Raw genomic sequence first — 23738 nt, 5'->3', positions numbered from 1 at the left:
GTTTACCCCAGGCCCCTCAGGGCGTGGGTCCGGGTATAGTGAGCCCGATGCGGGTTAGTGCCCTTTCCTGGTTTACTCCACCTACCAAGCCTGAGCCTGCCCCTCCCTTCTTCGGCCAGGAGCGGGCTTTAAAGGCCCTCGAGGCCGCCTTCCGCCAGGGAGGGCACGGCTATCTGGTGGGGCCAAGCGGCCTTGGCAAAAGAAAGCGCCTCCTTGCTTACCTGCAGGACCGCCCCTTCCCCAAGGAGGAGCTGGTCTACCTGCCCCTGGGGGAGGAAGCCTTCCCCCTTCTCCTCCCCGAGGGGCAGGGCCGGGCCCTGGTGGAAGGGGTGGAGGCCCTCCTCTCCGAGTTCACCCCGGCCCTCTTTCGGGAAAAGGGCTTCCTCTACGCTAAAAGCCTGGTGGAGGCCCGCCACGAGCGCGAGGCCGAAGCCCTGCTGAAGGCCTTAGCAAAGGAGGCGGAAAGCCTCGGCTTCACCCTTTTGGAAGGCGAGGAAGGGCTCCAGCTCTCCGGTAAGGGCCCCCTACCCCCTGAGCTCTCCGCCAAGCTGGAGGAGACCATCCTGGCCTACGTGGACATAAGGCAGCGGGCGGAGGCGGAGGTGGCCGCCTTGAGGCGGGGCTTCGCCGAACGCTTCCTCCTGCCCAAGGCCGAGGCCCTAAAGGCCCGCTTTCCCCAAGCGGGGCGCTACCTGGACCGGATCCTGGAGACCCTGCTCCGGGCCGCCGCTTTGGAGGAGGAGCTCCTCCTAGAACACCTCCTCCCCCGGCTCCTGGTAGAGGGAGGGGAGCGGGTAGTCTACGAGGCCAACCCGACCCCGGAGAGGCTCTTTGGCCACCTGGAGTACGAGGCCCGGGATGGGGTCCTCTCCACCCACCTGGGCCTCCTCCGCCCCGGGGCCCTCATGCGGGCCACCGGGGGGGTGGAGGTCCTCGAGGCCCACCGGGTACTGGAGCTGGGAAGCTACCCCCTCCTGAAGCGGGCCCTGGCCACGGGAGAGGTGGAACCCCTCTCCCCCCGGCCCGAGGTCAAGGGCCCCCGCCTCAAACCCGCCCCCCTCAAGGCCCAAGTCTTCCTGGTGGGCCCCCCGGAGGTGATCGCCTTCCTGGAGGAGGATGAGGAGTTCTTGGAGCTATTCCCCTTCCGCGTGGAGTTCAGCCCGGAAATCCCCTACACGAAGGAGAACGTGGCCTACCTGGGGGGGTTCTTGCAAGCCGAGGGGGTGGCCCTGACCCCTGAGGGTCTCTCCGCCCTGGCGGACGAGGCCCGGCGCTGGACCGGGCACAAGGAACGCCTGGACGCCAGGCTCTACCGCCTTCTGGACCTGGCCCGGGAGGCTTCGGCCCTCAAGCACCCTCTGGACCGGGAGGCGGTAGAAAAAGCCCTACTGGCAAGGGAGGAGCGGTTCGGCCTGGAGGAGGAACTGTACCTGAAGGACCTCGAGGAGGGGGTGGTGGCCCTCGAGGTCCAGGGTATGCAGGTGGGGGAGATCAACGGCCTGGTGGTGGTGGAAGGCCCCCTGCCCCGGGGACGGCCTGTGCGCATCACCGCCCAGGCGGGCCCCGGGCGCGAAGGCATCCTCTCCATCGACCGGGAAGTGGGCCTGGGGGGGCAGGTGTTCCACAAGGCGGTCCTCACCCTGGCGGGCTACCTGCGGGGAAGCTACGCCAGCCTGGGGGCCCTTTCCGCCACGGTGAGCCTGGTCTTTGAGCAAAGCTACGGGGGCATAGAGGGGGATTCGGCGGGGCTTGCGGAGCTTTTGGCGGTGCTTTCCGCCATCTCTGGCCTTCCCCTAAGGCAGGACCTGGCGGTCACCGGGGCCATAGACCAGACGGGAAGGGTTTTGGCCGTGGGCCGGGTGGCAGAGAAGGTGGAGGGATTCTTCCGGGTCTGCCAAACCCTGGGGCTCACGGGAAGCCAGGGGGTGGTGCTTCCCAAGGCCAACCTTCCTCATCTGACCCTGCGGAAGGAGGTGGTGGAGGCGGTGGCCAAGGGACGCTTCCACCTCTATGCGGTGGAGGAGGTGGACCAGGCCATAGAGCTTCTCTTCGGCCGCAAGGCCTACTGGGTCCACAACAAGGTGCGGGAGGTCCTGGGGGAGTTCCGCAAGATGGAAAACGGGGAGGAGAACCCCTCCCCCTAACGCCCGGGTTCCAGAAGCAACACCCTCTCCCGGGCCGGGGCGGCGAAGGCCATGGGCAGGTACTCCCCTCCGGCCCAAAGGGGCAGGAGGTCCCCGTAGCCAGGGGCCAGGAAGTGCCCCGCCTGGCCCATGGGGTAGATGAAGAGGGAGGCCTCCGGATGGGCCAGGTCCACGATCTGGCGGTAGCTGGGCCCATGGGACATGAGGAGGGTTTCAGGGTCAAAGGGGCCCACGTTCACCGTGTACCGGTCCCCGCCAAAGGGAACCCTCCGGTCCGTAAACCGCTTCAAGGGGGTGTGGGTGAGGACCGCATGGGGGAAGGTGGCCCGGTGCACCTGGCCCCAGGAGCGCACCCTCAAGGCCTCCTTCCGGTCCAAGGCCCTTTCCAGGGCCAAGGCGGCGAAGTCCAGGCAGGACTCCCGGTACTCGGTGTTCGGCTGGTCGCAGTTTGGATCCCCTTCCCGCATGGCCCGCAGGAGGTAGCGGGGCTCGTCCCAGAACTCCTCCCCCACCTCCCTTTTGGGCAGGCGGGTGAGCTCCGTGTACCACAGGGCGAAGACCAGGGCCTCCTCCGAACTTTTATCCATGGTTCCATCCCAGGCCAAAAGCCTTTCCCGAACGGTCTTAGCCCTTTCGGAGAGGGGGTTTAGAAGCTCCAGCACCGGGCGGAAGTCCCGGAAGAGGAGGGTCTTCTGGTCCTGCTGAATGGCCTTCATGTCCTCGAGGGCAAGCCTTTCCTTGGCCAGGAGGAGCTCCCGGATGCGCTCCGCCCGGTAGGGTTCGGCCCAGTCGTAGGTGAGGGCGTAGGGGAAGCCCTGGGGAGTGACCTTGTTGTTGGCGGTGACCAGGAAGCCCTCCTTGGGGTTCAACACCTTGGGCCACTCCTCCGGCTTGCGGTAGCCCTGCCAGTCCCATTCCCCATTCCCCGGCACCGGCACCATGCCCGTGTACCCTTCCTTACGGATGGGAAACTTTCCGGGAGCGATGTAGCCGATATTGCCGTCCGCATCGGCGTAGACGAGGTTCTGGCTGGGAGCGGAGTAGTGGCTTAGGGCGGCCACGAACTCCTGCCAGTTCTGCGCCCGGTTGATCCCCAGATAGGCCATGAGGATGTGGTCCTCCTCATCCAGGCTCACCCAGCGAAGGGCCATGGGAACCTGGGGAGGGTTCTCGAGGGCGTCGGTGATCACCGGTCCATAGACCGTTTCCCGCACCCGAAGGGTCTCCTCCTTTCCCCCTTTGACCGGGATCCTCTCCTCCCGCACCCGGTAGGGAAGCACCTGGCCCCTGTAGCGGTACCCTTTCCCCCCCACGTCCTCCAGGAGGTAGAGGTCCTGTACATCCGCCCCCACGTTGGTGACCCCCCAGGCGATGCGGTCGTTGCGCCCGATGACGATCCCGGGAACCCCGGGGAGGCTGGCCCCGATAACCCGGTAGCCGGGGGCTTCAAGGGCCATGAGGAACCAGAGGCTGGGAGCCCCCAGGCGCAGGTGGGGGTCGTTGGCCAGGAAGGGCTTTCCCGTGACCGTGCGGCTTCCCGCCACCACCCAGTTGTTGCTGGCCTCCAGGAAACGGGGCGGGGCCATCCTAAGCAGGGCCGCCGGGGCTTCCTCCCGCTTCAGGGGAAGCTCCAGGTCCTCCCCTTGCAGGATGGTGGGGGCATCCTCCGGGTAAGGGGGAATGAGCTCCAAAAGCCTTTCCTGACTGATCCCCCGGGCCAGGAGGCGGTGGCGCAGAAGCTCCTCCTCCCAGTTCCCGGAAAGGTCAAAGCTCATCATCTTGGCCCAGACCAACACATCCGGCCCCGTCCAGGGCTCGGGGCGGAAGCCCAGGAGGCGGAACTCGGGGGGAAGAGGAGCCCCGCTTTGCAAAAAGGCGTTCACCCCGGCCACGTAGGCGTCCACCGCCTCTTTCTCCTCAGGGTAAAGCCGCTCGTAGGCGCTCTTTGCCGCCTGGTAAAAGCCCCAGGTGCGCAGGAAGCGGTCCTGGGCCCGGGTGGCCTCCCCCAGCACCTCGGAAAGCCTTCCCTGGCCCACCCGCCGCTGAAACTCCATCTGCCAAAGCCTTTCCTGGGCGTGAACAAAGCCCTGGGCGAAGAGGAGATCCTTTAGGGTCTGGGCCCGGATCCGCACCACCCCCCGGGCATCCCGCCCCACCTCCACGGGTGCGGAAAGCCCCTTCAGAACCATCCGCCCTTCCACCTGGGGCAGGGAGGCCCGCAGGGTGACATAGGCCGCCAGAACCACCCCCAAAACCGCCAGGATGGCCAGGCCCAAAAGCCAGGCAAAAACCCGCAAAAGGCGTTTCATAGTTGGACCGAGTATATCACTATAACCCCCTTTTCGGATATTCACCTGCGTACTCACCTCACGCCACCACCCGCAACACCCGGGTGATGGGCAGACCCGCCTGCCCAAGAAGCTGGGCCACCACGCTCCAGGCCATCACCCAAGCTTCCACTTGCAGGGCCACCGCCTTCAGCCCCCGTACCCTCCCCACCGCCCCCACCAGCCCCATCGGCCCCTTCAGCAGACCAAAAACCGTCTCCAGCTCCCACCGCCGCCCCAAAAGCCTCCGGTACGCACCTCTCCCCCGCCGCCGCAGGTTCAAAAGCCGCCCCCTCCCCTTTGGCCTTCCCCGTCTCCGGTTATGCCCCGTCACCAGAAGCATCCCTCGCCTCCTCGCCAACCGAAAGTTGGCTTCCCCCTCGTAGGCCGCGTCCGCCACCACCACGGGGGGCTTCTCCCCAGGAAACCTCTCCACCCCCCAGAGCATCCCCCGCCCCACCGGGGAGTCGTGCCATGAGGCCGGGGTCACCCGTAGGGCCAGCACCTCCCCCGTGTCCAGGTCCACGAGGAGGTGGAGCTTGTACCCATAAACCCAGCCCCCATCCGAGCCCACGCCCCAAGCCGCCTCCCCATCCGACCTCTGGGCGGGGAGAAGGGTGGCGTCCATGGCCAGCACCCGCCTCCCCCGGCCCACCCGCTTCCCTCCCCGCAGGAGGGGCCAGGGTAGCTTCCGGCTCCGCTCGCTGAGGGTGGCAGAGGAGGGAACGCGCTCTAGACCGAGGCGCTTGCGGAGCCTAGGGTTGCGGGCCAGTTCCCGGCGCATGCGTTCGCTGGAGAAGCCCAGGAGGGCGCGGACCAGGTGGAAGAGAAAGAGGCTGAGGTCGGAGAAGGTCCTGGGCCTGCCGGGTTTTCTCTCCCCTTCTGGCAAGCGGGCTTGGAGCCATGCCTGGAGCAGGGGGACCAGTTCCTCCAGGGGCAGGGGTAGGATGGAAGGGGGCGTCTGGTGTTCTTCCACAGCTCACCAAGCGCCCCCTTTTCCTTTGGCTTGTCAAGGGGGTATGCATTGAATATCCGAAAGGGGGGTCACTATAATAGAAATCATGAGGCTGGTGTTCGTGGAAAACGGGCCCATCCGCTTGGAAGGCCAGCGCATCGTGGTGCGCATCGGGGAACGGGAGGAGGTTCGAGAGGGCAGGGTTTCCCTTTGCCGCTGCGGGGGCTCAGCCAACAAGCCCTTCTGCGACGGCACCCACAAGCGAATCGGCTTCCAGGCCCCGGGAGGGGAGCTGGAGATGGGGGACTGACCCGCTGGTCAATTTCCGCCTCGAGGGGTAAACTCCGGTAGCCATGGGCGAGATGCGCTATCGGAAACTGGGCAAATGGGGGCTTAAGGTCTCGGAGATCTCCTTGGGGGCCTGGGTCACCTTCGGGGATGTGGTGAAGGACAAGGAAACCATCCGGGAGATCGTCAAGATCGCCTATGAAGGTGGGGTCAACTTCTTTGACAACGCCGACGTCTACGCCAAGGGCCTTGCCGAGGAGATCATGGGGGAGGTCCTTAAGGAGTTTCCCCGGCACACCCTGGTCCTCTCCACCAAGGCCTACTGGCCCATGTCCGAGGACCCCAACGACCGGGGCCTTAGCCGCAAGCACCTTCTGGAGAGCATCACCAAAAGCCTGAAGCGGCTAAAGACCGACTACGTGGACATCTTCTTCGCCCACCGCTATGACCCCGAGGTGCCCATGGAGGAGATCGTCCACACCATGCACACCATCGTGGAAAGGGGCTACGCCCTCTACTGGGGCACCTCGGAGTGGCCCGCCGCCCGGATCGCCGAGGCGGTGGCCTTTGCCCGGGAAAACGGCCTCCACCCGCCCATCGTGGAGCAACCCCAGTACTCCATGCTCTACCGGGAGCGGGTGGAAAACGAGATCCTCCCCGAGGCAGAGCGCTTCGGCGTGGGCCTGGTGGTCTGGAGCCCCTTGGCCATGGGCATGCTCACCGGGCGATACGACCAGGGAATCCCCGAGGACAGCCGTTTCGCCCGCTACCCCCAGTTCGCCGAGCGCTTCCTCACGGAGGAAAACCGGAAGAAGGTGCTGAAGCTGAAGGAGGTGGCGGACGAGCTGGGCCTCACCCGCACCCAGCTGGCCTTGGCCTGGGTGTTGCGGCTTCCCGGGATCAGCAGCGCCATCACCGGGGCCACCCGCCCCGAGCAGATCCGGGAAAGCCTGGGGGCGGCAGGGGTGGACCTGCCTAAGGAGGCCCTGGAGCGGATTGAAGCCATCCTCAAGGGGGAGGCCTAGGGGGCTTAAGGCCAGGTCCAGGTGGAGGAGGTAGCGGGCCTGGCCCTCTTCCTGGCGAACCGGAAAGAGGGCGGCGCCGTTCTGGCAAAGGAGGAGCCCGCGCCCCCGACGTGATCGGGCCCGGACGCCGGAGCAAGGCCAAGGGGTGCCCCTGCAATGTGCCTCCCTTCCCTCCCAAGGGAAGGGGGAGCCTGTAGGTTTCCCCTATGGGGAAGCCTCTCCTCGCCCCGGCCCTCCGCCTCCTGGAGGAGGGGAAGGACGGGGAGGCCCTGGCCCTTTTGCAAGGCGCCCAAGAGGACCTCCCGGAGGCGGAACGCCTGGCCCTTTTAGGTTTCGTGGAGGCCCGCAAGGGGAACTCGAGCGCCTACCGGGCCCTGGCCTGGGAGGCCGCCCAGAGGGCCCAGACCCCCCTCACCCTCTACCACCTGGGCCTGGCCCTTCCCCCAAGGGCGGGGGCCTTGGCCCTGGAGGAGGCCCTAAGCCGCTTCCAGGGGGACGCCAAGGGGGAGGCCCGGCTCCACCTGGCCCTGGCCATGGCCCTGGAGCGCCTGGGCCGGCCCGAGGCCCTGGCCCACGCGGCCCTCGCCCGCCTCAAGGACCCCTCCCCCTGGACCACCTTGCATCACTTGCGCCTCGAGCTCTTCTTCGGCACCACCCCCCTCCCTTCGGTCCTGGAGGAGGCGGAGCCCTTTTTGCCCCACCCCTTCCCCGGGGTGCGCCTCCTCGCGGGGCACACCCTGGCCCTGGCCCACCTCCTCCGGGGAAACCGGGGGAGGGCGGGGAACCTCCTCCGGGGCCTCCTCCCCCTCCTGGCGTCGCCAAGCCTCGCGAGCTTCCTCGTCCTTGGCGCCCTGGCCCTGGACCCCCCGGAGGTCCGGCTTCTCCTAGAGGGGGCCCAGGTCTTCCTCCCCCGGGAGGGCTGGCCCTGGGGGTTTTACCTCCTCGCCCGGGGGCTTGGAGAGGGGGATGAGGCCTGCCTTCTCGCCGCCCACGGCCTTTTGCGGGAAGATGGGGCCCTCTACGCCCTCCTGGCCGAGTCCCGCCTAAAGGCCCTTGGCGTGGAGGTGGAAGCCCCCCTGGCCCCGGGGCTTGCCCCCGGCCTCCGCCCGGAGGCCCGCGCCTTCCTCCTGGGCCAGGCCGAAGCGCCCCTCCTTCGCCTCCTTGGGGAAGGCCCCCTTCCCTCCCTAGGCCCCAGGGGCACCGAGGCCTTGGCCCTCCTCCTCGCCCACAAGGAGGGCCTCTCCGGAGAGGCCCTGGCGGAGGCGCTTTACGGGGAGCCCAACCTGGGGGCTCTGAAGGCCCTCCTCCACCGCCTGCGGGGAAAAGGCCTCCGGGTCTCCTGCGCTCCTTACCGCCTGGCAACCCCTCCCCCCTCGGACCTTTCGGCCTTCCTAAAGGCCCTCTCCCAGGGGGATCTGGAAGGGGCCCTAGCCCTCTACCGGGGCCCCCTCCTCCCCTGGAGCCAGGCCCCAGGGGTGGAGGAACTCCGCCTGGAGCTGGAGGAGGCCCTGAGGCAAGCGGTGCTCGCCAGCGGGAGGCTAGACCTCCTCCTCACCCTGGCGGAGCGCCTGGGGGAGGACCTGGAGCTTTGGGAGGCCCTCCTGGAGAGGCTTCCCCCCGAAGACCCCCGCCTCCCCATCGCCCGGGCCCGGGTGGCGAGGCTCCGCCGGGAGTACGGGGTGTGAGGCCGGGGGAAAGCAGTTGGGGTCCCAGCAGGCCAGATGGGGCTCGGAAGGCCGGAAGAGGAGCCAGGCCAGGAGGAGGAGAAGAACCTTGCCCCTCATGCCCCTAGGGTGCCACGAGGAGGGTTACGCGGGGGGCCAGAGGTTACGCGAGGTTACGCGGGAGGCCAAGCGTGGAACCCCTTCCACGTAACCCTGCGTAACCTTCCCCTTGCTACTTTGGGGGTACCCGGAAGGGGAGCACCCCTTCCCAGGGGTACAAGGAGAGATAGGGCATGAAAAGGTTGGTGATGCTCAGCGGTGGCCTAGACTCCAGCGTTCTCCTGTACAAGCTCAAGAAGCAGGACGGCTTAGAAGGTCTCGCGGCGGTTTACTTGGACCTGGGTACGCCTCCCACCCAAAAGGAGTGGAGGGCAGCGGAAAAGGTGGCTTCGCGCCTTGGCGTTGCCATTTACCGGAACCGCGTGCCTCACTTTGAGCTCGGAGATCGTCTTTTCAGCCCACCGGAGCTGGCTTTCCCTGGAAGGGAATCGATACAGGCTGGCTGGACAGACCCTTGTACGATGACCCCCATCACGGGATCCCTAGCGGCCAAAATGGGCGTGGAGGAAGTCTACCTGGGCGTCATCAAGGACGATTTTGCTTCTCACCCCAGGCTGGAGGCGTACCTTGCCCTCGTGAAGAAATTTTTGGAGTTTAACCAAGTTCGACTCAAGATGCCCCTTTCAGGGCTTACCAAGCAAGAAGTGGTGGCTCTGGGCCACGAGCTCGGAGTGCCGCTTGAAGAAACGTGGAGTTGCGTTGCCTCAGGGGAAGCCCCGTGTGGGGCATGCAACCCTTGCATTGCCCGTGAAGAAGCCTTCGCTCTTGCGGACGCTAAGGCCCTAGCCCGGTGATCCACGACGAGATCAAGCCCACCGTAGAAGCCCGCAGCTTAGGGGTGACCTTCCGGAGGGCTAAGGAGGAAGTGCAGGCCCTCCAGGGGGTCACGTTTCGCCTTGGTCCCGGGGAGGGCCTGGCCCTTCTTGGAGGGAACGGGGCTGGCAAGTCCACCCTGATCCGGGTTCTGGCTGGACTTCTCCTGCCCAAAGAAGGAGAAGCCCGGCTTTGGGGGTTGGATCCCTGGCGCTTCCGCACTCGGCTGGCCCGCCGCTACGGGCTTGTTCTGGGCGGGCGATCCCGCCTTTCGCCCCTGCTTTCCGTGGAGGAAAACCTAAAGCTCTGGGGAGCGCTCTACGGGCTTTCCCGGGCGCACACCAGGCGTAGGATCCAGGAGGTGGCGGAGGCCCTGGGCCTCACCTCCCTCCTCGGGGTTGCCGCCTCCCGCCTTTCCCTGGGACAACGCAACCGGGCGGAACTGGCCTTGGCCCTCCTACCCGAACCGGAGCTCCTCCTTTTGGACGAGCCCTTTATCGGATTAGACGCCTTGGGGCGCAAATCTGTTTTAGGGCTCCTACAAACCCTTAAGGCCAACCGGGGTACTACCCTCATCCTGGCTTCCCACGAGCTCTCGGGAGTGGAAGGGGTCCTGGAGCGAGCCCTGGTGCTGCGGCGCGGGAAGGTGGCCTTTCTAGGGGACCTCGCCACCCTCCGAAGGGGTTTGAACTTCCGCCGCGTCAGGGTGCTCTTCCAGGATCCCTTCCAGGGAAACCCTCCCCCAGGGGCCAACGTTTCCGAGGGGGGGTATGTTCTAGAAGCTAAGGTTGCCCCGGAGGAAATTCCTAGCTTCTTATCGCAGATGCTGGCCCTCGGGAGCATGCGGGAAGTCTCCGTCCAGGAACCCAGCCTGGAGGAGGTGATGGAGGAGTGGCTTCGCACCTAGCCGTCCTGGGATTCCATCTCAAGGAGGCCTGGCGGGGTTGGCCGGGAATGGCACTATACCTCGGCTACACCTTAATCGTCTATGTAGTGCTTTTTTCCCTTTGGGGAAGCCTGGAAGCGCCGCCGTGGGTCCTAGGGTACCTCTGGGCGGCAGAGGCCCTCTACATGGGGGTACCCAGGTTTTGGGGCCAGCTTCACCAGGAGGCCCAGAGGGGAGAGTTAGGCCTACGCCTGGCCCTTCCGTACCCCTTTGTCTTCCTTCGCTTTCAACGCTACTTGGCCACCGCCCTCCTTCAGATCCCTTTGGTGGCCGCCGTGGGGGGCGCGGTCATTGGGGCGCTAGGACTATCTGCCTCCCTAAGCCTTTGGAGCCTTCCGGCCTTGGCTTTGGGCCTCATCCTGAACTTCCTTTTGGAACTCACCTTCGCCTTGCTGACCTTTCGGTCTACCTCACCCATGGCCCTGGGAGTCCTCCTGGAGATGTTGCGGCTCTTGGGGGGAGCCGTGGTGCTGCCCTTGGAGTTTTGGCCCGAAGGTGGAGCCCTCCTCCTCCAACCTCTGGCCGCGACCTTCTACCTGCCGGCCCGTGTGGCCGCTGGGGGTGAACCGGTTTGGCTTCTGGTTAGCCTGTGTTGGATCCTGGTTTTCCTAGGGCTTCTGGCCCGCCTTTTTCCTCGAGCCCTGGCCGCTTTATCGGAAAGAGGGGAGGTGTAGATGGAGGCCTGGTCCCGGTGGTTTAGAGCCTGGCCTTTGCTGCTGAGAGGCCGTTTCCTAGAGGCGTGGCAGGACTCCACGGGCTTCTGGGCAAGCATCCTGGCTAGAGGGATCAACAACAGCCTCTGGCTCTTGGTCTTTTACCTCTTCTTCCTGCGCTTCCCTGAGGTACGGGGCTTCCGCTTTGAGGACCTAGTGCTCACCTGGGCGATGGCCTTTGGCGCCTTGGGGCTTTTGCAGGTGCTCTGGGGCGGGGTGTTGGGCCTAGCCCGTTTGGCGGAAACGGGGGAGCTAGAAGTCCACCTTGCGCTTCCCGTTCCTCCCTTGCCCTACCTCCTTTCCCTTCGCCTCCAGCCCACAGGTCTAGGTGACCTTCTTTGGTCCATGGGGACCCTGGTATTCCTCGGCGTGAACTGGCTCTACGCCCTATGCGCCCTGATAGGAGCTTCCCTAGTGGCCTTGGGCTTCTTCCTCGCCTTGGCCTCCCTATCCCTCTGGGGCCTCAGGGTGCAAAGCCTGCTCCCGGTGGCCTACGCCGGGCTCGTTCAGTTTGCCACCTGGCCGCCTAGCGTGTACAAACCCGCCATCAAGGCGCTCCTTCTCAGCCTGATCCCGGCCCTCTGGTTGGGACCGCTACCGGCAAGGGCCGTTGTTGAAGGTTCTGGTCTCGCCACGCTTTGGGGATTCGGTCTGGGATTCCTCACCCTGGGAAGCCTGGCCTTTTGGCTAGGCCTGCGCCGCTACATCGCCCTAGGAGGGTAGGAATGTTCGTGGGGGAAAGAGTCCGTTTAGATCCGGTACAGCGGGCCCATCTACAAAAAATTATCGCGTGGATGTACAAAGAAGAGGTCATCGCACGCGCCTTCTTCGGTGACCCCTTACCCAGATCGCTAGAAGAGATGGAGGCCTGGCTCCAGCAATTGCGAAGCAACCCCCACGCCAGGGTCCTTGCCGTGGTCTACCGCGAAACAGAGGAGATCGTAGGCGAGGTCGCCCTTCAACCGATAGACTGGCGAAACCGCTCCACCTTTTTTGCCGTCATCCTAGGCGAAGAGTCTAGGCGGGGTGAAGGCTTGGGAACCGAGACCGCGCGCCTGGCGCTTCGGTACGCCTTTGAGGGGCTAAACTTAAACCGCGTGGAAGCCAATGTGCTCAGTTCTAATGAAGCCTCTATCCGCCTGCTAAAACGGGTCGGTTTTACGTGGGAGGGGAAGCGGAGGGCCGCCGTTTGGAAATCCGGGCAGTGGGAAGACATGGAAATCTACGGGATAACGGCAAGAGAATGGTACGAAAGCCAGGAAAGTGGCTCCGGAGGGCCTAAATTGAGGGTCAGCCATTAGAGGGCGACGCGGATGCAAGGAGGTGCAGGAGGTTAAGGCCGGCGGCCGGACGCAGGAGGGCCACATGAGGTCCTTTTCTTGGAGCCTTTCAGCTTGCGGGCGAGGTACCTTTTAGCCGAGTCGTTAGGCGTCTTCGGGGGGAGCCTGGCCTTCACAGGCCTCGGGCTCCTCCTGGGCCTTGAAGGAACGACCTGGACCCTGGCCCTCTTGGCCGCTCTCCCCTACTTCACCCTGCCCCTGGACCTACTCGCCGGCCTCCTCCTGGACCGGCTGGACCGCAGGACCCTCCTCCTCGCAGGGGTCTGGCTTAGGGCTGGGATCCTGGGCCTCTTCGCCCTCCTTCCCAAAGAACCCCTCTTCCTCCTCCCCCTGGCCTTCCTCTTCCAAGCCGTCTTGGCCCTGGACCTCCCCGCCTGGCATGCCCTCCTGGTCCGCCTGGCCCAGGGCAGGCTAGAGCGGGAAGGGGGGAGGCTTCAAGCGGCCCAGCTCCTCGGGGACGGCCTGGGGGACCTCCTAGCCGCCCCCCTCCTGCTCCTGGCCAAGCCCCTGCCCTTTGCCCTGGGAGGCCTCCTCCTCGCGGGGGAGGGCCTTCTCCTCCGGGACCTCCCCGCCTACCCGCCTCCACGGGCGGCGAAGGGGGAGGGTCTTACCTTGAGGGCCCTTCTCGCGGGGCTCGCCTTCCTCCTCGAGGACAGGCGGCTCCTTCCCCTTACCCTCTACGCCCTGGCCCTGAGCTTCCTCTCCGGGCTGGCCCTGGCTCTCCTCCCCCTCCTGGCCCTGGCCCAGGGGACGCCCCCTGCCCTCTACGGCCTCTACCCCTTGGGCCTCTCCCTGGGGGGCTTCCTGGGAAGCCTCGCGGCGGGGAGGGTAGGGCCTTGCCTGGGGATTTGGGGCGGGCACGGGCTGAGGGTCTTGGGGCTTGCCCTCCTCCTCCTGCCCTTTCCTTTCGGGCCTCTTGGCGCTTTCCTTGTGGGCGGAGGCGGTGCCTTAAGCGGGGTCCACCTACGGGCCTACCGGCAGCGCCTCGCGCCGGAGGCCCTCCTGGGCCGGGTGCAGGCGGGGGCGGTGGCCCTTCTCTCCCTGGGGAGCCTCCTCGGCACCCTCCTGGCGGGGGGCTTGGGAACCCTTGGCCCCCGGGTGCCCCTCCTTACCGCCCTCCTGGGCCTCCTTCTCCTCCTGCCCTTGGCCTTGGGGCCCCTGGGGTGCGGGCGGCTCCTCGCCTTGAGGGAGGGGAGGTCCCCGTGAGTCTTCCCCTCCTCCTCCCCCTCGCCCCCCGGCGGGAAGGGGGTGGCAGTGAAAGGAGGCTAGGTCTCGCCGGCAAACGCGGCTTTGTGGCGCCGGAATGGGGGCCGTGGTAAAGTGAGAAGGGAATGGTAAAGTCCAGGGTAAGCAGTAAAGGGCAGATCACCCTTCCCAAGGCGATCCGGGAGGCCCTTGGCCTCCGCCCGGGAGAAGAGGTGGTCTTTGAGCTCCGGGAAGGGGGGGCCTTTCTCCGCCCCCGGCGCCGCGTACCCCTGGAGGCCTTGCTCGGGCGCCTGAAGGGCAAGCGGGGGTTCCCCGGGGAAGAGGCGGAGAGGCGGGCGCGGGAGGAGGCGTGGAGGGAAGGGGCTTGAAGCCCTACTATCTGGACACCTCCCTGATGCTCCGCCTCCTGACCGGGGACCCTCCGGAGCTTGCCGCCCAAGCCCTGGAGGTGTTTCGCGGGGCCGAGGAGGGGCGCTACACCCTGGCCGTCCACCCCTTGGCGGTGGCCGAGGCCTTCTACACCCTGGTCTCCTTCTACGGGGTGGGGCGGGCCGAGGCGGCGGGGGCCCTCTTGGACTTACTGGACCGGGAGGGGGTCCTTCTGGAAGACGAGGAGGACCTCCGCCCCGCCCTGGAGGAGGCCGGGAAGGAAGGGCTCAGCCTGGTGGACGCCTTCTTGGCTCAACGCGCCCGCAGGCAAGGGGCCGGGCTCGCCACTTTGGACCGCAAGCTGCGAAGGCGGGCCGGGGTAGAGCTGCTTCCCTAGGATTCGGCCTGTTCCTCGCCAGAAGCTATCCCCCCAAGATCCCCGCCGCCCCATCGCCCGGGCCCGGGTGGCGAGGCTCCGCCGGGAGTACGGGGTGTGAGGCCGGGGGGACGCAGTTGGGGTCCCAGCAGGCCAAAGCGGGCCCGGAAGGCCGGGCCAGGAGGAGAAGCCAGGCCAAGAGCAAAAGCCAAAAGACTTTGCCCCTCATGCCCCCAGGGTGCCACGGGGAGGGTTACGCGGAGGGCCTGGGGTTACGCGAGGTTACGCGGGAGGCCAGGCGTGGAACCCCTTCCACGTAACCCCGCGTAATCTTCCCCCTGCTACCCTGGGGCTAACCCGTAAGGGGGTAAAGGAGATGCTCAAAGAAGTGCAGGAGGTCAAGGTCGGCGGCCGGACGCGGCGGGTTTACGTGAGGCCCTTCGCCTGGGGTTTGAAGAATCCCTCCCACATGGAGTGGACCCCAGACGGCAGGCTTTTGGTTTCCGAACACACTGCGGGCACTGTTCGGGACATTACAAAAGGGGGGGACGCTTCGGAGGCTAAACCTTTGGTGTACAATCTACAGGGTCCCGCTGCTATTCGCCCTACTGAGGACGGCAAGGTTCTCGTTGTGGAAACGTGGGGAGGAGCTATTGCGGATATCGCCGGAGGGGGTGATGCAACAAAACTACCTAAATTAGCCGAAAACCTAAAGGGCCCCTACACCCTAGCCGTGCTGAACCTAGGGAAAAAGGGGGAGACCTTTTTTGTAAGCGAAAGTTCCTCTTCCTTCATGACACAAATCACCTGTCTAAGTCTAGGTGACCATGAGCGAGAGCCCAAAGCTTTTATCCTAGACATACCTGCCCGACATGGTGAGCCTGGGCTGACCCCCCCAGAGTCATGGCCCGACAAGTGGGAAAAGTATGCAGCAGCAGGATGTGTCAAAAATTGGATTGACGATGCTGCTGGAAGGGGCTTCTTCTACCTCGCTGTAGGAAGCCTGGGCCAAATCTTCCGCATAAATCCGGATGAATTGCCGGAGAAAATTACCTACTCTGAGTTGGTTGCCCATCCGAATGCGTTGGTAGCCTGGGGGCTTCATCGCCTAGGAGGGATGCGGTTTCATCCCTCATCCGGATTGCTCTTTGCCGTTCAGCCAGAGATGGGAGAAGTCATTGCCGTAGACCCCGCTCAACCTGGCAATTACCACTTCCAGCCTCCCGTTGTGAGAGGGCTAAGGATGCCTACTTGCGTAAGGTTCTCTCAGGACTCGGAGAAAATGTACGTTTGCTCCTCTGCTGACGGGGTGGTCTGGGAAGTAGAGGGTTTCTTGACTTAGCTGAGGGTGTTCTTATTAGCCACGATCCTGTTTTTGGCCAGCTGCGCTGGGGGGGCCGTAGGCACCGCGGCCTCCCTCCACCTCGCTCGCTTAGACAACCCCTTCTACCTGGGTCTGCAACACGCCATCGGTTGGGGTGCCTCCGTCTTAGCCCTCTTCACAGGCTACCTTCTAGATCGGACGGACCGCAAAAAAGCCCTCAGCTTCGGGCTTCTCTCTGGCAGTCTCCTGCGCTTTCTTTTAGGAACAAGCCTCGGCCTCATTGGTCCATGGACCTTTCTCGGCCTTTACCTGGTAGACAACATCCTTGAGCTTCTTCTGGAGGTCCGGGTCCTGGTCCCTAGACTCGTGCCGCAGGAACGGGAGAAGGCCCATGGGCGTCTTTACACGGCAAGTCTCCTTGCTGACCTTCTCGGCGCCCCCTTAGGCGCCTTTCTCTTCGTCCAGAATCCCTCCTGGCCCTTTTTCCTCGGGGGCGCGCTAGGCTTTGTGGCCATTCACTTCGCCGCTAGGCTCCCTCCCATACCGCCTCTTGGAAAAGCCCCCCCGGGGGTGCTGGCTGGCCTGAGGTGGCTGTACCAGGAAGCCTTCTTTCGTCGGCTAGCCGGAGCGGTCCTTGGAGCCAGCTTCCTCCGGGTCATGCCCTTCGCCCTTCTTCCCCTCTGGTCCCTCCAAGCCGGGTACGGACCCATAGGGTATGGGCTCCTCAGCACCGCCTTCTCCCTTGGGGGGGCCTTAGGAGGGCTTTTGGCAGGGAAACTTAAAGGCAAAAGGCCGCAAAGGGTGCTTAGCCTCCTTTTCCTCATGGACGCCGGGGCCGTCCTGGGTTTGCTCTTCAAGCCTCCCCTTCCCCTGGGCCTGCTCCTCGTGGCCCTCCTGGGGATAAGCGCCATCCTCCTGGGGGTCCAAGAGGTGGTGCTAAGGCAGGCCCTGGCCCCGGATGCCCTGCTGGGCCGGGTAGGGGGTGGAATGAGGTTCCTTAGCGGCTCGGCCGGGCTTTTGGGGGCACTTTTGGCGGGGGCAGTGGGGGGAAAGGTGGGCTTGGAGGAGGTCTATCTGGGAGCGGGGCTTGGATTTCTCCTCCTGGCCTTGGTCGCCTGGGGCTTCCTCGGCCAAATGGAGAAACGGACCCGGTGATCTCCTGGGAGCGTTTTCTGCCTCGCCTCCTTTCTCCTCCTCGGCCCCACGGCCCGGCTAGCCCGTCAGGAGCCCCGCCGCTAGAGGGGCCGGCCGGATTTGGCAAGGGCTTGGGGCCCTGGTTACGGGGAGCCACGCGGGATGCTGGCCGTGGCACCCTTTCCACGTAACCTCGCGTAACCTCCCCCCTGCTACCCTGGGGCTAACCCGGAAGGGGGTGAAGGAGATGCTCAAGGAAGTGCAGGAGGTCAAGGCCGGCGGCCGGACGCGGCGGGTCTACGTGAAGCCCTTCGCCTGGAACCTGCACGCGCCCACCCAGGTGGAGGGGACCCCGGAAGGCAGGCTTCTCTTCTTGACCAGCGTCCCCTAATGCTTGCGGCCCCGCTCCTTGCCCTGGAAGCCCTCCGCCTCTTCGGGGCGGGGTTCTTCTACTTCGCCCACGCCACCCTGGCCGCCCTTGGGGCCTTAAGTCCCCTGGAGGCCAGCCTGGCCCTAACCTTGCGCCTTCTCGCCGAGCCCCTTTTCGCCCTCTATGGGGGGCATCTGGCCGACCGGTGGCCCAGAGGCAGGCTCCTCCTCCTGGCCGCTTCGGGCCAGGGAGGGCTCACTCTGGCCCTCCTTCCCCTCCTCGGTGCCCCCTCTCCCCTCCCCCTCTACCTCTTGGGCTTTCTCTTCGCCCTCCTGGAGGCCCTGCGGATGGTGGCTGCCGGGGCTCTCCTCGCTGACCTCTTCCCCAAAGAGGCCTTAGCCCAAGCCCGGGGGAAGCTGGGAGCCCTCTACACCGCCGCCGACACCCTCTCCGACCTTTTCGCGGGCCTCCTCTTCACCCGAAGCCGCCCTTGGACCGTAGGCCTGGGAAGCGGGCTCCTCTTCCTCGCGGCCGGGCTCTACCGCACCCTCCCCCTGCCCCCAAGGCCCCCGGGGAGGCCCGAAGGGGGAAGCCTCTCGGGCCTGCGCTTCCTTTGGCAAAGCCCTCTCCGCCCCCTTCTCATCTTGGAAGCCCTCCTAAACGTGGCCTATGCTCTCTTCGCTGGCCTCCTGCCCTTCCTAGTCCTGCGGGGCCTGGGGGAAGCCCCCTGGGCCTTGGGCCTTCTGGGCGCGGCCCAAAGCCTCGGAGGGGCCTTGGGAGGGCTCCTGGTAGGGGCGGTATTGGGAAGGCTGGGGGAAGGGAGGACGCTAAGGCTAGCCCTGGGCCTTGCGGGGCTCGGTCTTTTGGGAGGAGCTCTCCTTCCCCCTTGGCCCCTCCTTGCGGGATCGGCCTTTCTCCTGGGGGCTGGAGGTGCCCTCTTCGGCGCAGTGGCCGGGGCCATCCGCCTAGGTGAGGCCCCCCCGGAGCTTCGGGGCCGGGTGGCGGGAGGCTTTCTCTTCCTAAGTGGGGCCCTGGCCCCCTTAGGCCCCCTCCTGGGCGGGGCCCTGGCGGGGGTGGCCCTTCCCCTCCCCTTCCTCCTGGCCGGGGGGCTCCTCCTCGGCCTGGCCCTTCTTTGGAGAAGAGGAAGGGCGGCGTAAACTCAGGGGTATGGAAAAGCTCGAGGCCCTAAGGCGCCTCTTCCCGGGCCGGGTGGACCTCTCGGAAAGCGAACGCCTGCGCCATGGAAAAGACGAGGGCTACCCCGAGGCCAGGCCGGTCTTGGCCGTGGTCTACCCGGAGGGCGTGGAGGACGTGCAGAAGGCCCTCCACTGGGCCCGGGAGTGGGGCGTGGCGGTGATCCCCTATGGGGCGGGGACGAGCCTCGAGGGGCACCTCTACCCCGTCAGGGAGGCCATCAGCCTGGACCTGAGCCGGATGAACCGGGTCCTGGAGGTGAGGCCCCAGGACTTCCTTTGCGTGGTAGAGCCCGGCCTCACCCGCAAGGCGCTAAACGAAGCCCTAAAGGGTACAGGGCTCTTCTTCCCCGTGGACCCCGGGGCGGACGCCACCCTAGGCGGTATGGCCGCCACCAACGCCAGCGGCACCACCACGGTGCGCTACGGAGGGATGCGGCAGAATGTCCTAGCCCTGCAAGTGGTCTTGGCCAACGGGGAGGTCCTGGAGCTCGGCCGGGGGGTACGCAAAACCAGCGCCGGTTATGACCTGAAAGACCTCTTCATCGGCTCGGAGGGCACCTTGGGGATCATCACCCGCCTCACCTTAAGGCTCCACCCCTTGCCCGAGCACATCCACACCCTGAGGGTCTTCTTCCCCCGGGTGGAAGAGGCCGCGGAGGCCAGCTACAAGGTAATGGCCAGCGGGCTTCCCGTGGCCCGGCTGGAGCTACTGGATGAACTAGCCCTAAGGGCCCTAAACCGCTACCTTCAGGCGGGCTTCCCGGAGCGCCCGGCCCTCTTTCTGGAGTTCCACTCCTCCACCCGGGAGGCCCTGGAGGCGGAAAGCGCCCTGGCCCTGGAGATCATGCGGGAGGCAGTGGCCTTGAAGGTGGAGGCCGCCAAGACCGAAGAGGAGCGCAGGCGCCAGTGGGAAGCCCGCCACCAGGCCTACTGGGCCCTGGTGCACCTCTTCCCCGGCCATCGCTTCGTGATCACCGACGTGGCCGTCCCCCTTTCCCGTCTACCGGAGATGGTGCGCTACGCCCAAGGGCTTCTTGAGGAAATGGGCCTTACCGGAAACATCCTGGGCCACGTGGGGGATGGGAACTTCCACACCCTGGTCCCCATCCTGCCCCAGGACTACCCCAAGGCGGAGGCCTACGCCGAGGCCCTGGTGCGAAAAGCCTTGGAGTTGGGAGGCACCTGCACCGCTGAACACGGGGTGGGCCTGAGGAAGAAGAAGTATCTACCCTTAGAACACGGGTCTGCCCTGGAATGGATGCGAAAACTAAAGGACCTCCTTGACCCCGAGGGGCTCCTGAACCCGGGCAAGGTGCTGAACCCGGACAGACACATGTGAGACGCTGAATGGGATAAAAAGATGGGGAACCGACCCGAGAGAGGAGGTTCCCCATATGCAGCTTACCACGGTTGGCCGAACGATATGGAAAGGAGCTAGCCAAGGGGCAAGACTGGCCGAGGCCGGGGCAGGCGACCCGGATGTCCAGGGACGCCTGCGCAAGGTGAAGTTGGTGAAAGCCCTGCGGGAGGGCAAGAGGAGCTGGGATGAGGTCCAGGAGCTTTTGGGCATCAGCCGGGCCACCTACTACCGCTGGGAAAGGGCCTTGAGGGAGAGGGGCCTAGCCGGACTAAAGCCCAAGTCCCGCCGCCCCAAGCGTACACGGGGAAAGGTGCAGTGGAAACCTGAGCTCCTGGTCAGGGTAGAGGTTCTCCGGAGGGCGAACCCCACCTGGGGGCGGTGGCCCATCTGGCTGACCCTCCGGAAGGAGGGTTTTTCGGTGAGCGAACGCACGGTGGGGCGTATCCTGGCTTACCTGGAGGGGAGCGGACGGGTGGAGAGCGTGGCCAGTTTTTTGGCCAGGAGGGGAAGGGGAAAGGGAAGGGGAAGGCCAAGGAGACCCTACGCCCACAGGAAGCCCCGGGGATATCAACCGCAAGCCCCTGGGGACCTCATCCAGGTGGACACCCTTATGGTGAGCCTGGGGCCTGGGGAGGTGGTGCGGCACTTTTCGGCGGTGGACCTGTTTACCCGGTATGCCCTGGGGGAGGTGCATAGCCGGGCCACGGCGAGGCTGGCAGGGGAGTTTCTATCCCGACTGGTGGCCCAGGCGCCTTTCCCCATCCGAGCGGTGCAGGTGGATGGGGGTAGCGAGTTCATGGCGGAGTTTGAGATGGCGTGCCAAGGCCTGGGCATCGCTCTTTTTGTGCTGCCTCCCCGGAGTCCTAGGCTTAACGGGCACGTGGAGCGGCTGCAACGGACTTTTAGGGATGAGTTTTACACCCGACCTTTGCCCACGAGGGTTAGCGAGCTACAGGTGGAGCTTAATGCCTACCTGGACCACTACAACCGCCGGCGACCCCACCAGGCCTTGGGGGGCCTGGCCCCTTTAGAGTACCTGGCTAGAATACGGGGGGAGGCGGTCCCCACAGAGTCTCAAATGTGTTGACCGACTACACTGCCTTGACAGGGCTTTGAAGGAGAGCTACACTAGCTTTTGGCGTTTGGGCCGCTAGCTCAACCGGTAGAGCAACCGACTCTTAATCGGTGGGTTACAGGTTCGAGTCCTGTGCGGCCCACCACAGAACCCCGGGGCCTTCCCCGGGGGTTTTCCTTTACCATGGGGCCCATGAGGCTTCCCAAGACCCCTTTGGACCTCCTGGACCTGGACCTGCCCCGGGGTGAACCCTGGGGCTACGCCTTCGCCCAAAGCCTCCTCAAAGCCCCCTGGGCCTGGCGGGCTTTAAGGCCCACCCCGGGGCTTCTTCAGCTTATACGGCAGGACCTCGAGGTCCTCTCCCTGGAACTGGAGGGAAGGCGGAGGGAGTACCCTTTAGCCGACCTGGGGGAACGCCCTCCCCACCCCGCTGAGGAAGGGGCTTTGGCCGCCCTCCTCACCCGCGACCCCGAGGCCCTAGTCCGGGTGCTCCAAACCCACGGACCCTATCCCTTTGCCCTCTACCGGGCCTTCCGCTTCGCTGGCGAGGTGCGCCCCCTGGAACGCTACCGCCTGCCCCGGGAGGACGAACTTCTGGGCTACGAGGAACAGCTTAAGGCCCTCAGGGCCAACGCCCTCCGTTTCCTCTCGGGAAAACCCGCCCTCCACACCCTCCTCTACGGGGCCCGGGGCACGGGCAAAAGCACCGCCGCCAAAAGCCTTTTGCACCTCAGAGAAGCCCGCATGGTGGAGGTGGAGCCCAAGGCCTTGGCCCACCTGGAAGACCTGCTGGAAAGGCTGACCCTCCTTCCCCATCGCTTCTTCCTCTTCCTGGACGACCTCTCCCTGGATCCCAAAGAGGAATCCTTCCACCACCTGAAGGCCCTCCTGGAAGGAAGCCTGGAGGGCCCTCCGGAGAACGTTCTCTTGCTGGCCACTTCCAACCGCCGCCACCTGGTGCGCCAAACCGGGGAAAACCCCCTACCCGGGGCCGACCCCACCGCCTGGGATGAGCTTCAGGACACCCTGGCCCTCTCCGAGCGCTTCGGGCTGGTCCTCACCTTCCCGCCTTTTGACAAGACCCTTTACCTGAAGGCAGTGGCCCACCACCTGGGCCGCTCCTTGACCCCGGAGGAGGAAAGGGAGGCCCTGCGTTTTGCCCTGCAAAAAGACTTCTCCGGGCGCGTGGCCCGGCAGTTCGCCCGAAGCCTGCTTTAAAGCCCCGCGTGCTTTAACGCCGCCTCCACGAAGCCCGCGAAGGGAGGGGAGGGGCGCATGGGCCGGCTCTTGAACTCGGGGTGGCTTTGCAGGCCCAGGAAGAAGGGGTGGTCCTTAAGCTCTATGGCCTCCACTAGCCCCGCCCCCCGGCCCTGCATCCCCGGGGTAGTGGCGGAGATCACCAGCCCAGCCCGCTCCAGCTGGTCCACGTAGAGGGGATTCACCTCGTACCGGTGGCGGTGGCGCTCCAGCGCCTCCTCCTTCCGGTAAAGGCGGTGGAGGAGGGTACCCGGGCGGATGTGCATGGGCCAGTCCCCAAGGCGCATGGTGCCCCCCAGCCCCTCCACCTCCAGCTGTTCGGGCATGAGGTCTATGACCGGGTGGGGGGTGTAGGGGTCAAACTCCGTGGAGTTGGCCCCCTTGAGCCCGGCCACATGCCGGGCAAACTCAATGACCGCAATCTGCAACCCCAGGCAGATGCCCAGATAGGGGATTCCCTTTTCCCGGGCGTACTGGGCCGCCCGCACCTTCCCCTCAATGCCCCTCACCCCAAACCCCCCGGGGACCAGGATGCCGGAAACATCCCTAAAGGCCTCGTCCAAGTCGGCTCCCTCGAGGCTCTCCGCATCCACCCACTTCACCTCCACCCGGGCCCCGTGCCGGATGCCTGCATGCCTCAAGGCCTCCAGAAGGGAGAGATAGGCGTCCGGCATCTTCACGTACTTGCCGGCGATGGCGATCCTCACGGTGCGCTCGGGGTGCTTCAGCACCCTCACCGCCTCCTGCCAGAAGGAAAGGTTGGGGAAGACGGCCTCGAGGCCTAAGGCCCTTTCCACCACCCGGCCCAGGCCCTGCTCCTCGAGGAGGAGGGGTATCTCGTAGATGTGCTCCACGTTGGGGCTGCTGAACACATGCCCAGGGCGCACATTGGTGAACAGGGCCACCTTCCTACGCACCTCCTCCGGCACCGGTTTCACCGAGCGGAGAACGATGGCATCGGGCTGGATACCCACGCTCCTCAGGGTGGCCACGGAGTGCTGGGTGGGCTTGGTCTTGAACTCCTCGCTGGTTTCCAGGTAGGGGACCAGGGTGAGGTGGATGTAGAAGGTGTTCTCCTCCCCCTCGTCAAAGCGAAACTGGCGGATGGCCTCCAGGAAGGGAAGGCTCTCGATATCCCCCACCGTGCCCCCCACCTCCACCACCACCACCTCGGCTCCCTGCTCCTCCGCCACCTTGCGGATGCGGTCCTTGATCTCGTCGGTGATGTGGGGAATCACCTGCACCGTCTGGGAAAGGTACTCCCCCCGGCGCTCCTTCTGGATCACGGAAAGGTACACCTGGCCCGTGGTGAGGTTGTTGCCCCGGGAGAGGTCCAGGTCCAGGAAGCGCTCGTAGTGGCCGATGTCCAGGTCGGTTTCCGCCCCGTCGGCGGTGACGAAGACCTCCCCGTGCTCATAGGGACGCATGGTCCCCGCATCCACGTTCACGTAGGGGTCGATCTTGATGGCGGTAACCCTATACCCCCGGGCCCGAAAGAGGGCTCCCAGGGAAGAGGTGAGGATGCCCTTGCCCAGGCTGGACACCACACCCCCGGTGACAAACACGTACTTCCTCGGCCTTTGCGTGCTCTCGGAAACCCCGTTCACGGGACTTCAGCCTACCACATCTGGCAAAAGACCCCGGGGTTATGGTACAGTTTTCTTTGGCGTTCTTGCGGGGTCCCCCGATCCCCCGGCAAGAACATGGTGCCTGGCACACAGAGTTGAAGGAGGGCC

The 23738-nt window shown here is 65.5% G+C and carries 21 protein-coding genes, 1 tRNA gene and 1 pseudogene; 20 read left to right on the top strand and 3 right to left on the bottom strand.

All coding sequences use genetic code 11. The annotated features are described in order from the left end of the window. The first annotated feature begins 47 nt into the window (after nucleotides 1-47). Nucleotides 48-2144 carry an AAA family ATPase gene (locus tag MI302_RS02645; protein WP_239726119.1) on the top strand — a complete coding sequence of 699 codons (2097 nt, stop codon included), beginning with the start codon at nucleotides 48-50 and terminating at the stop codon, nucleotides 2142-2144. Here MI302_RS02645 and MI302_RS02640 read toward each other — a convergent pair. Continuing rightward, nucleotides 2141-4453 (bottom strand): penicillin acylase family protein, encoded by a 2313-nt coding sequence (locus MI302_RS02640; protein WP_239726118.1) that lies wholly within the window; start codon nucleotides 4451-4453, stop codon nucleotides 2141-2143. The two genes, MI302_RS02645 and MI302_RS02640, sit on opposite strands and share 4 nt — an antisense overlap. 58 nt (nucleotides 4454-4511) lie before the next feature. Next, on the bottom strand, nucleotides 4512-5447 hold the full coding sequence (locus tag MI302_RS02635; protein WP_239725638.1) for a transposase: 936 nt from the start codon (nucleotides 5445-5447) through the stop codon (nucleotides 4512-4514). An 85-nt stretch (nucleotides 5448-5532) separates the two neighbouring features. On the opposite strand from MI302_RS02635, the gene MI302_RS02630 reads away from it, so the two are divergent. The 19 genes and pseudogenes from MI302_RS02630 (at nucleotide 5533) to MI302_RS02540 (ending at nucleotide 21963) form a co-directional block, all read left to right on the top strand. Continuing rightward, nucleotides 5533-5736, top strand: a complete 204-nt coding sequence (locus MI302_RS02630; RefSeq protein WP_126164516.1) for a CDGSH iron-sulfur domain-containing protein — start codon at nucleotides 5533-5535, stop codon at nucleotides 5734-5736. Nucleotides 5737-5779: 43 nt separating this feature from the next. Continuing rightward, nucleotides 5780-6739: an aldo/keto reductase family protein gene (locus MI302_RS02625; RefSeq protein ID WP_239726117.1), complete on the top strand. Its 960-nt coding sequence runs from the start codon at nucleotides 5780-5782 to the stop codon at nucleotides 6737-6739. Between the two features lie 206 nt (nucleotides 6740-6945). After that, nucleotides 6946-8424 carry a hypothetical protein gene (locus MI302_RS02620; RefSeq protein ID WP_239726116.1) on the top strand — a complete coding sequence of 493 codons (1479 nt, stop codon included), beginning with the start codon at nucleotides 6946-6948 and terminating at the stop codon, nucleotides 8422-8424. A 272-nt stretch (nucleotides 8425-8696) separates the two neighbouring features. Continuing rightward, nucleotides 8697-9317: a 7-cyano-7-deazaguanine synthase QueC gene (locus tag MI302_RS02615; RefSeq protein WP_015716362.1), complete on the top strand. Its 621-nt coding sequence runs from the start codon at nucleotides 8697-8699 to the stop codon at nucleotides 9315-9317. Between the two features lie 71 nt (nucleotides 9318-9388). Next, entirely contained in the window at nucleotides 9389-10243 is an 855-nt protein-coding gene (locus MI302_RS02610; RefSeq protein WP_239726115.1) for an ABC transporter ATP-binding protein, read from the top strand. After that, complete coding sequence (locus tag MI302_RS02605; protein WP_015716360.1) at nucleotides 10228-10956, top strand: ABC transporter permease; 729 nt, start codon at nucleotides 10228-10230, stop codon at nucleotides 10954-10956. Before MI302_RS02610 ends, MI302_RS02605 begins: the two co-directional genes overlap by 16 nt. Then, on the top strand, nucleotides 10957-11718 hold the full coding sequence (locus MI302_RS02600) for an ABC-2 family transporter protein (protein WP_239726114.1): 762 nt from the start codon (nucleotides 10957-10959) through the stop codon (nucleotides 11716-11718). It begins immediately after the preceding gene. Nucleotides 11719-11720: 2 nt separating this feature from the next. Continuing rightward, nucleotides 11721-12296: a GNAT family N-acetyltransferase gene (locus MI302_RS02595; protein WP_239726113.1), complete on the top strand. Its 576-nt coding sequence runs from the start codon at nucleotides 11721-11723 to the stop codon at nucleotides 12294-12296. 93 nt (nucleotides 12297-12389) lie between these two features. After that, nucleotides 12390-13541 (top strand): MFS transporter, encoded by a 1152-nt coding sequence (locus tag MI302_RS02590; protein ID WP_239726112.1) that lies wholly within the window; start codon nucleotides 12390-12392, stop codon nucleotides 13539-13541. Between the two features lie 125 nt (nucleotides 13542-13666). Further along, complete coding sequence (locus MI302_RS02585) at nucleotides 13667-13909, top strand: AbrB/MazE/SpoVT family DNA-binding domain-containing protein (protein WP_008631141.1); 243 nt, start codon at nucleotides 13667-13669, stop codon at nucleotides 13907-13909. After that, a complete protein-coding gene (locus tag MI302_RS02580; RefSeq protein WP_018110291.1) occupies nucleotides 13891-14307 on the top strand; it encodes a PIN domain-containing protein in 417 nt (138 codons plus the stop codon). Before MI302_RS02585 ends, MI302_RS02580 begins: the two co-directional genes overlap by 19 nt. 355 nt (nucleotides 14308-14662) lie before the next feature. After that, nucleotides 14663-15628, top strand: coding sequence for a hypothetical protein (locus MI302_RS02575; protein ID WP_239726111.1), 966 nt, complete (start codon nucleotides 14663-14665; stop codon nucleotides 15626-15628). Between the two features lie 6 nt (nucleotides 15629-15634). After that, on the top strand, nucleotides 15635-16765 hold the full coding sequence (locus tag MI302_RS02570) for an MFS transporter (protein WP_015716356.1): 1131 nt from the start codon (nucleotides 15635-15637) through the stop codon (nucleotides 16763-16765). 226 nt (nucleotides 16766-16991) lie between these two features. After that, nucleotides 16992-17135: a hypothetical protein gene (locus tag MI302_RS02565; protein WP_239726537.1), complete on the top strand. Its 144-nt coding sequence runs from the start codon at nucleotides 16992-16994 to the stop codon at nucleotides 17133-17135. Beyond that, the gene (locus MI302_RS02560; protein ID WP_239726110.1) at nucleotides 17135-18271 is read left to right on the top strand and encodes an MFS transporter; all 1137 of its coding nucleotides are present in this window, start codon (nucleotides 17135-17137) and stop codon (nucleotides 18269-18271) included. The genes MI302_RS02565 and MI302_RS02560 overlap by 1 nt, the downstream gene beginning before the upstream one ends. Nucleotides 18272-18281: 10 nt before the next feature. After that, complete coding sequence (locus tag MI302_RS02555) at nucleotides 18282-19649, top strand: FAD-binding oxidoreductase (RefSeq protein WP_239726109.1); 1368 nt, start codon at nucleotides 18282-18284, stop codon at nucleotides 19647-19649. Nucleotides 19650-19704: 55 nt separating this feature from the next. Further along, a pseudogene (locus MI302_RS02550) lies at nucleotides 19705-20786 on the top strand (integrase core domain-containing protein). Nucleotides 20787-20814: 28 nt separating this feature from the next. Next, nucleotides 20815-20890 (top strand) — tRNA-Lys (locus MI302_RS02545). Nucleotides 20891-20937: 47 nt separating this feature from the next. Then, the gene (locus MI302_RS02540; protein WP_239726108.1) at nucleotides 20938-21963 is read left to right on the top strand and encodes a DUF815 domain-containing protein; all 1026 of its coding nucleotides are present in this window, start codon (nucleotides 20938-20940) and stop codon (nucleotides 21961-21963) included. Here the strand turns inward: MI302_RS02540 and MI302_RS02535 are convergent. Beyond that, the gene (locus tag MI302_RS02535) at nucleotides 21960-23609 is read right to left on the bottom strand and encodes a CTP synthase (protein ID WP_239726107.1); all 1650 of its coding nucleotides are present in this window, start codon (nucleotides 23607-23609) and stop codon (nucleotides 21960-21962) included. The two genes, MI302_RS02540 and MI302_RS02535, sit on opposite strands and share 4 nt — an antisense overlap. Between the last annotated feature and the right edge of the window lie 129 nt (nucleotides 23610-23738).

This window comes from Thermus sp. NEB1569, assembly GCF_022385295.1.
Lineage (GTDB): Bacteria > Deinococcota > Deinococci > Deinococcales > Thermaceae > Thermus > Thermus scotoductus.
This window is presented reverse-complemented; position numbering and strand designations above follow the sequence as displayed.

What these genes read in the sequence shown, in the direction of transcription:
- MI302_RS02640 (WP_239726118.1), bottom strand. Translation starts at nt 4,453, where the DNA reads ATGAAACGCCTTTTGCGGGTTTTTGCCTGGCTTTTGGGCCTGGCCATC.
- MI302_RS02615 (WP_015716362.1), top strand. Translation starts at nt 8,697, where the DNA reads ATGAAAAGGTTGGTGATGCTCAGCGGTGGCCTAGACTCCAGCGTTCTC.
- MI302_RS02560 (WP_239726110.1), top strand. Translation starts at nt 17,135, where the DNA reads ATGCTTGCGGCCCCGCTCCTTGCCCTGGAAGCCCTCCGCCTCTTCGGG.
- MI302_RS02600 (WP_239726114.1), top strand. Translation starts at nt 10,957, where the DNA reads ATGGAGGCCTGGTCCCGGTGGTTTAGAGCCTGGCCTTTGCTGCTGAGA.
- MI302_RS02575 (WP_239726111.1), top strand. Translation starts at nt 14,663, where the DNA reads ATGCTCAAAGAAGTGCAGGAGGTCAAGGTCGGCGGCCGGACGCGGCGG.
- MI302_RS02645 (WP_239726119.1), top strand. Translation starts at nt 48, where the DNA reads ATGCGGGTTAGTGCCCTTTCCTGGTTTACTCCACCTACCAAGCCTGAG.
- MI302_RS02555 (WP_239726109.1), top strand. Translation starts at nt 18,282, where the DNA reads ATGGAAAAGCTCGAGGCCCTAAGGCGCCTCTTCCCGGGCCGGGTGGAC.
- MI302_RS02585 (WP_008631141.1), top strand. Translation starts at nt 13,667, where the DNA reads ATGGTAAAGTCCAGGGTAAGCAGTAAAGGGCAGATCACCCTTCCCAAG.
- MI302_RS02565 (WP_239726537.1), top strand. Translation starts at nt 16,992, where the DNA reads ATGCTCAAGGAAGTGCAGGAGGTCAAGGCCGGCGGCCGGACGCGGCGG.
- MI302_RS02625 (WP_239726117.1), top strand. Translation starts at nt 5,780, where the DNA reads ATGGGCGAGATGCGCTATCGGAAACTGGGCAAATGGGGGCTTAAGGTC.
- MI302_RS02630 (WP_126164516.1), top strand. Translation starts at nt 5,533, where the DNA reads ATGAGGCTGGTGTTCGTGGAAAACGGGCCCATCCGCTTGGAAGGCCAG.
- MI302_RS02540 (WP_239726108.1), top strand. Translation starts at nt 20,938, where the DNA reads ATGAGGCTTCCCAAGACCCCTTTGGACCTCCTGGACCTGGACCTGCCC.
- MI302_RS02595 (WP_239726113.1), top strand. Translation starts at nt 11,721, where the DNA reads ATGTTCGTGGGGGAAAGAGTCCGTTTAGATCCGGTACAGCGGGCCCAT.
- MI302_RS02620 (WP_239726116.1), top strand. Translation starts at nt 6,946, where the DNA reads ATGGGGAAGCCTCTCCTCGCCCCGGCCCTCCGCCTCCTGGAGGAGGGG.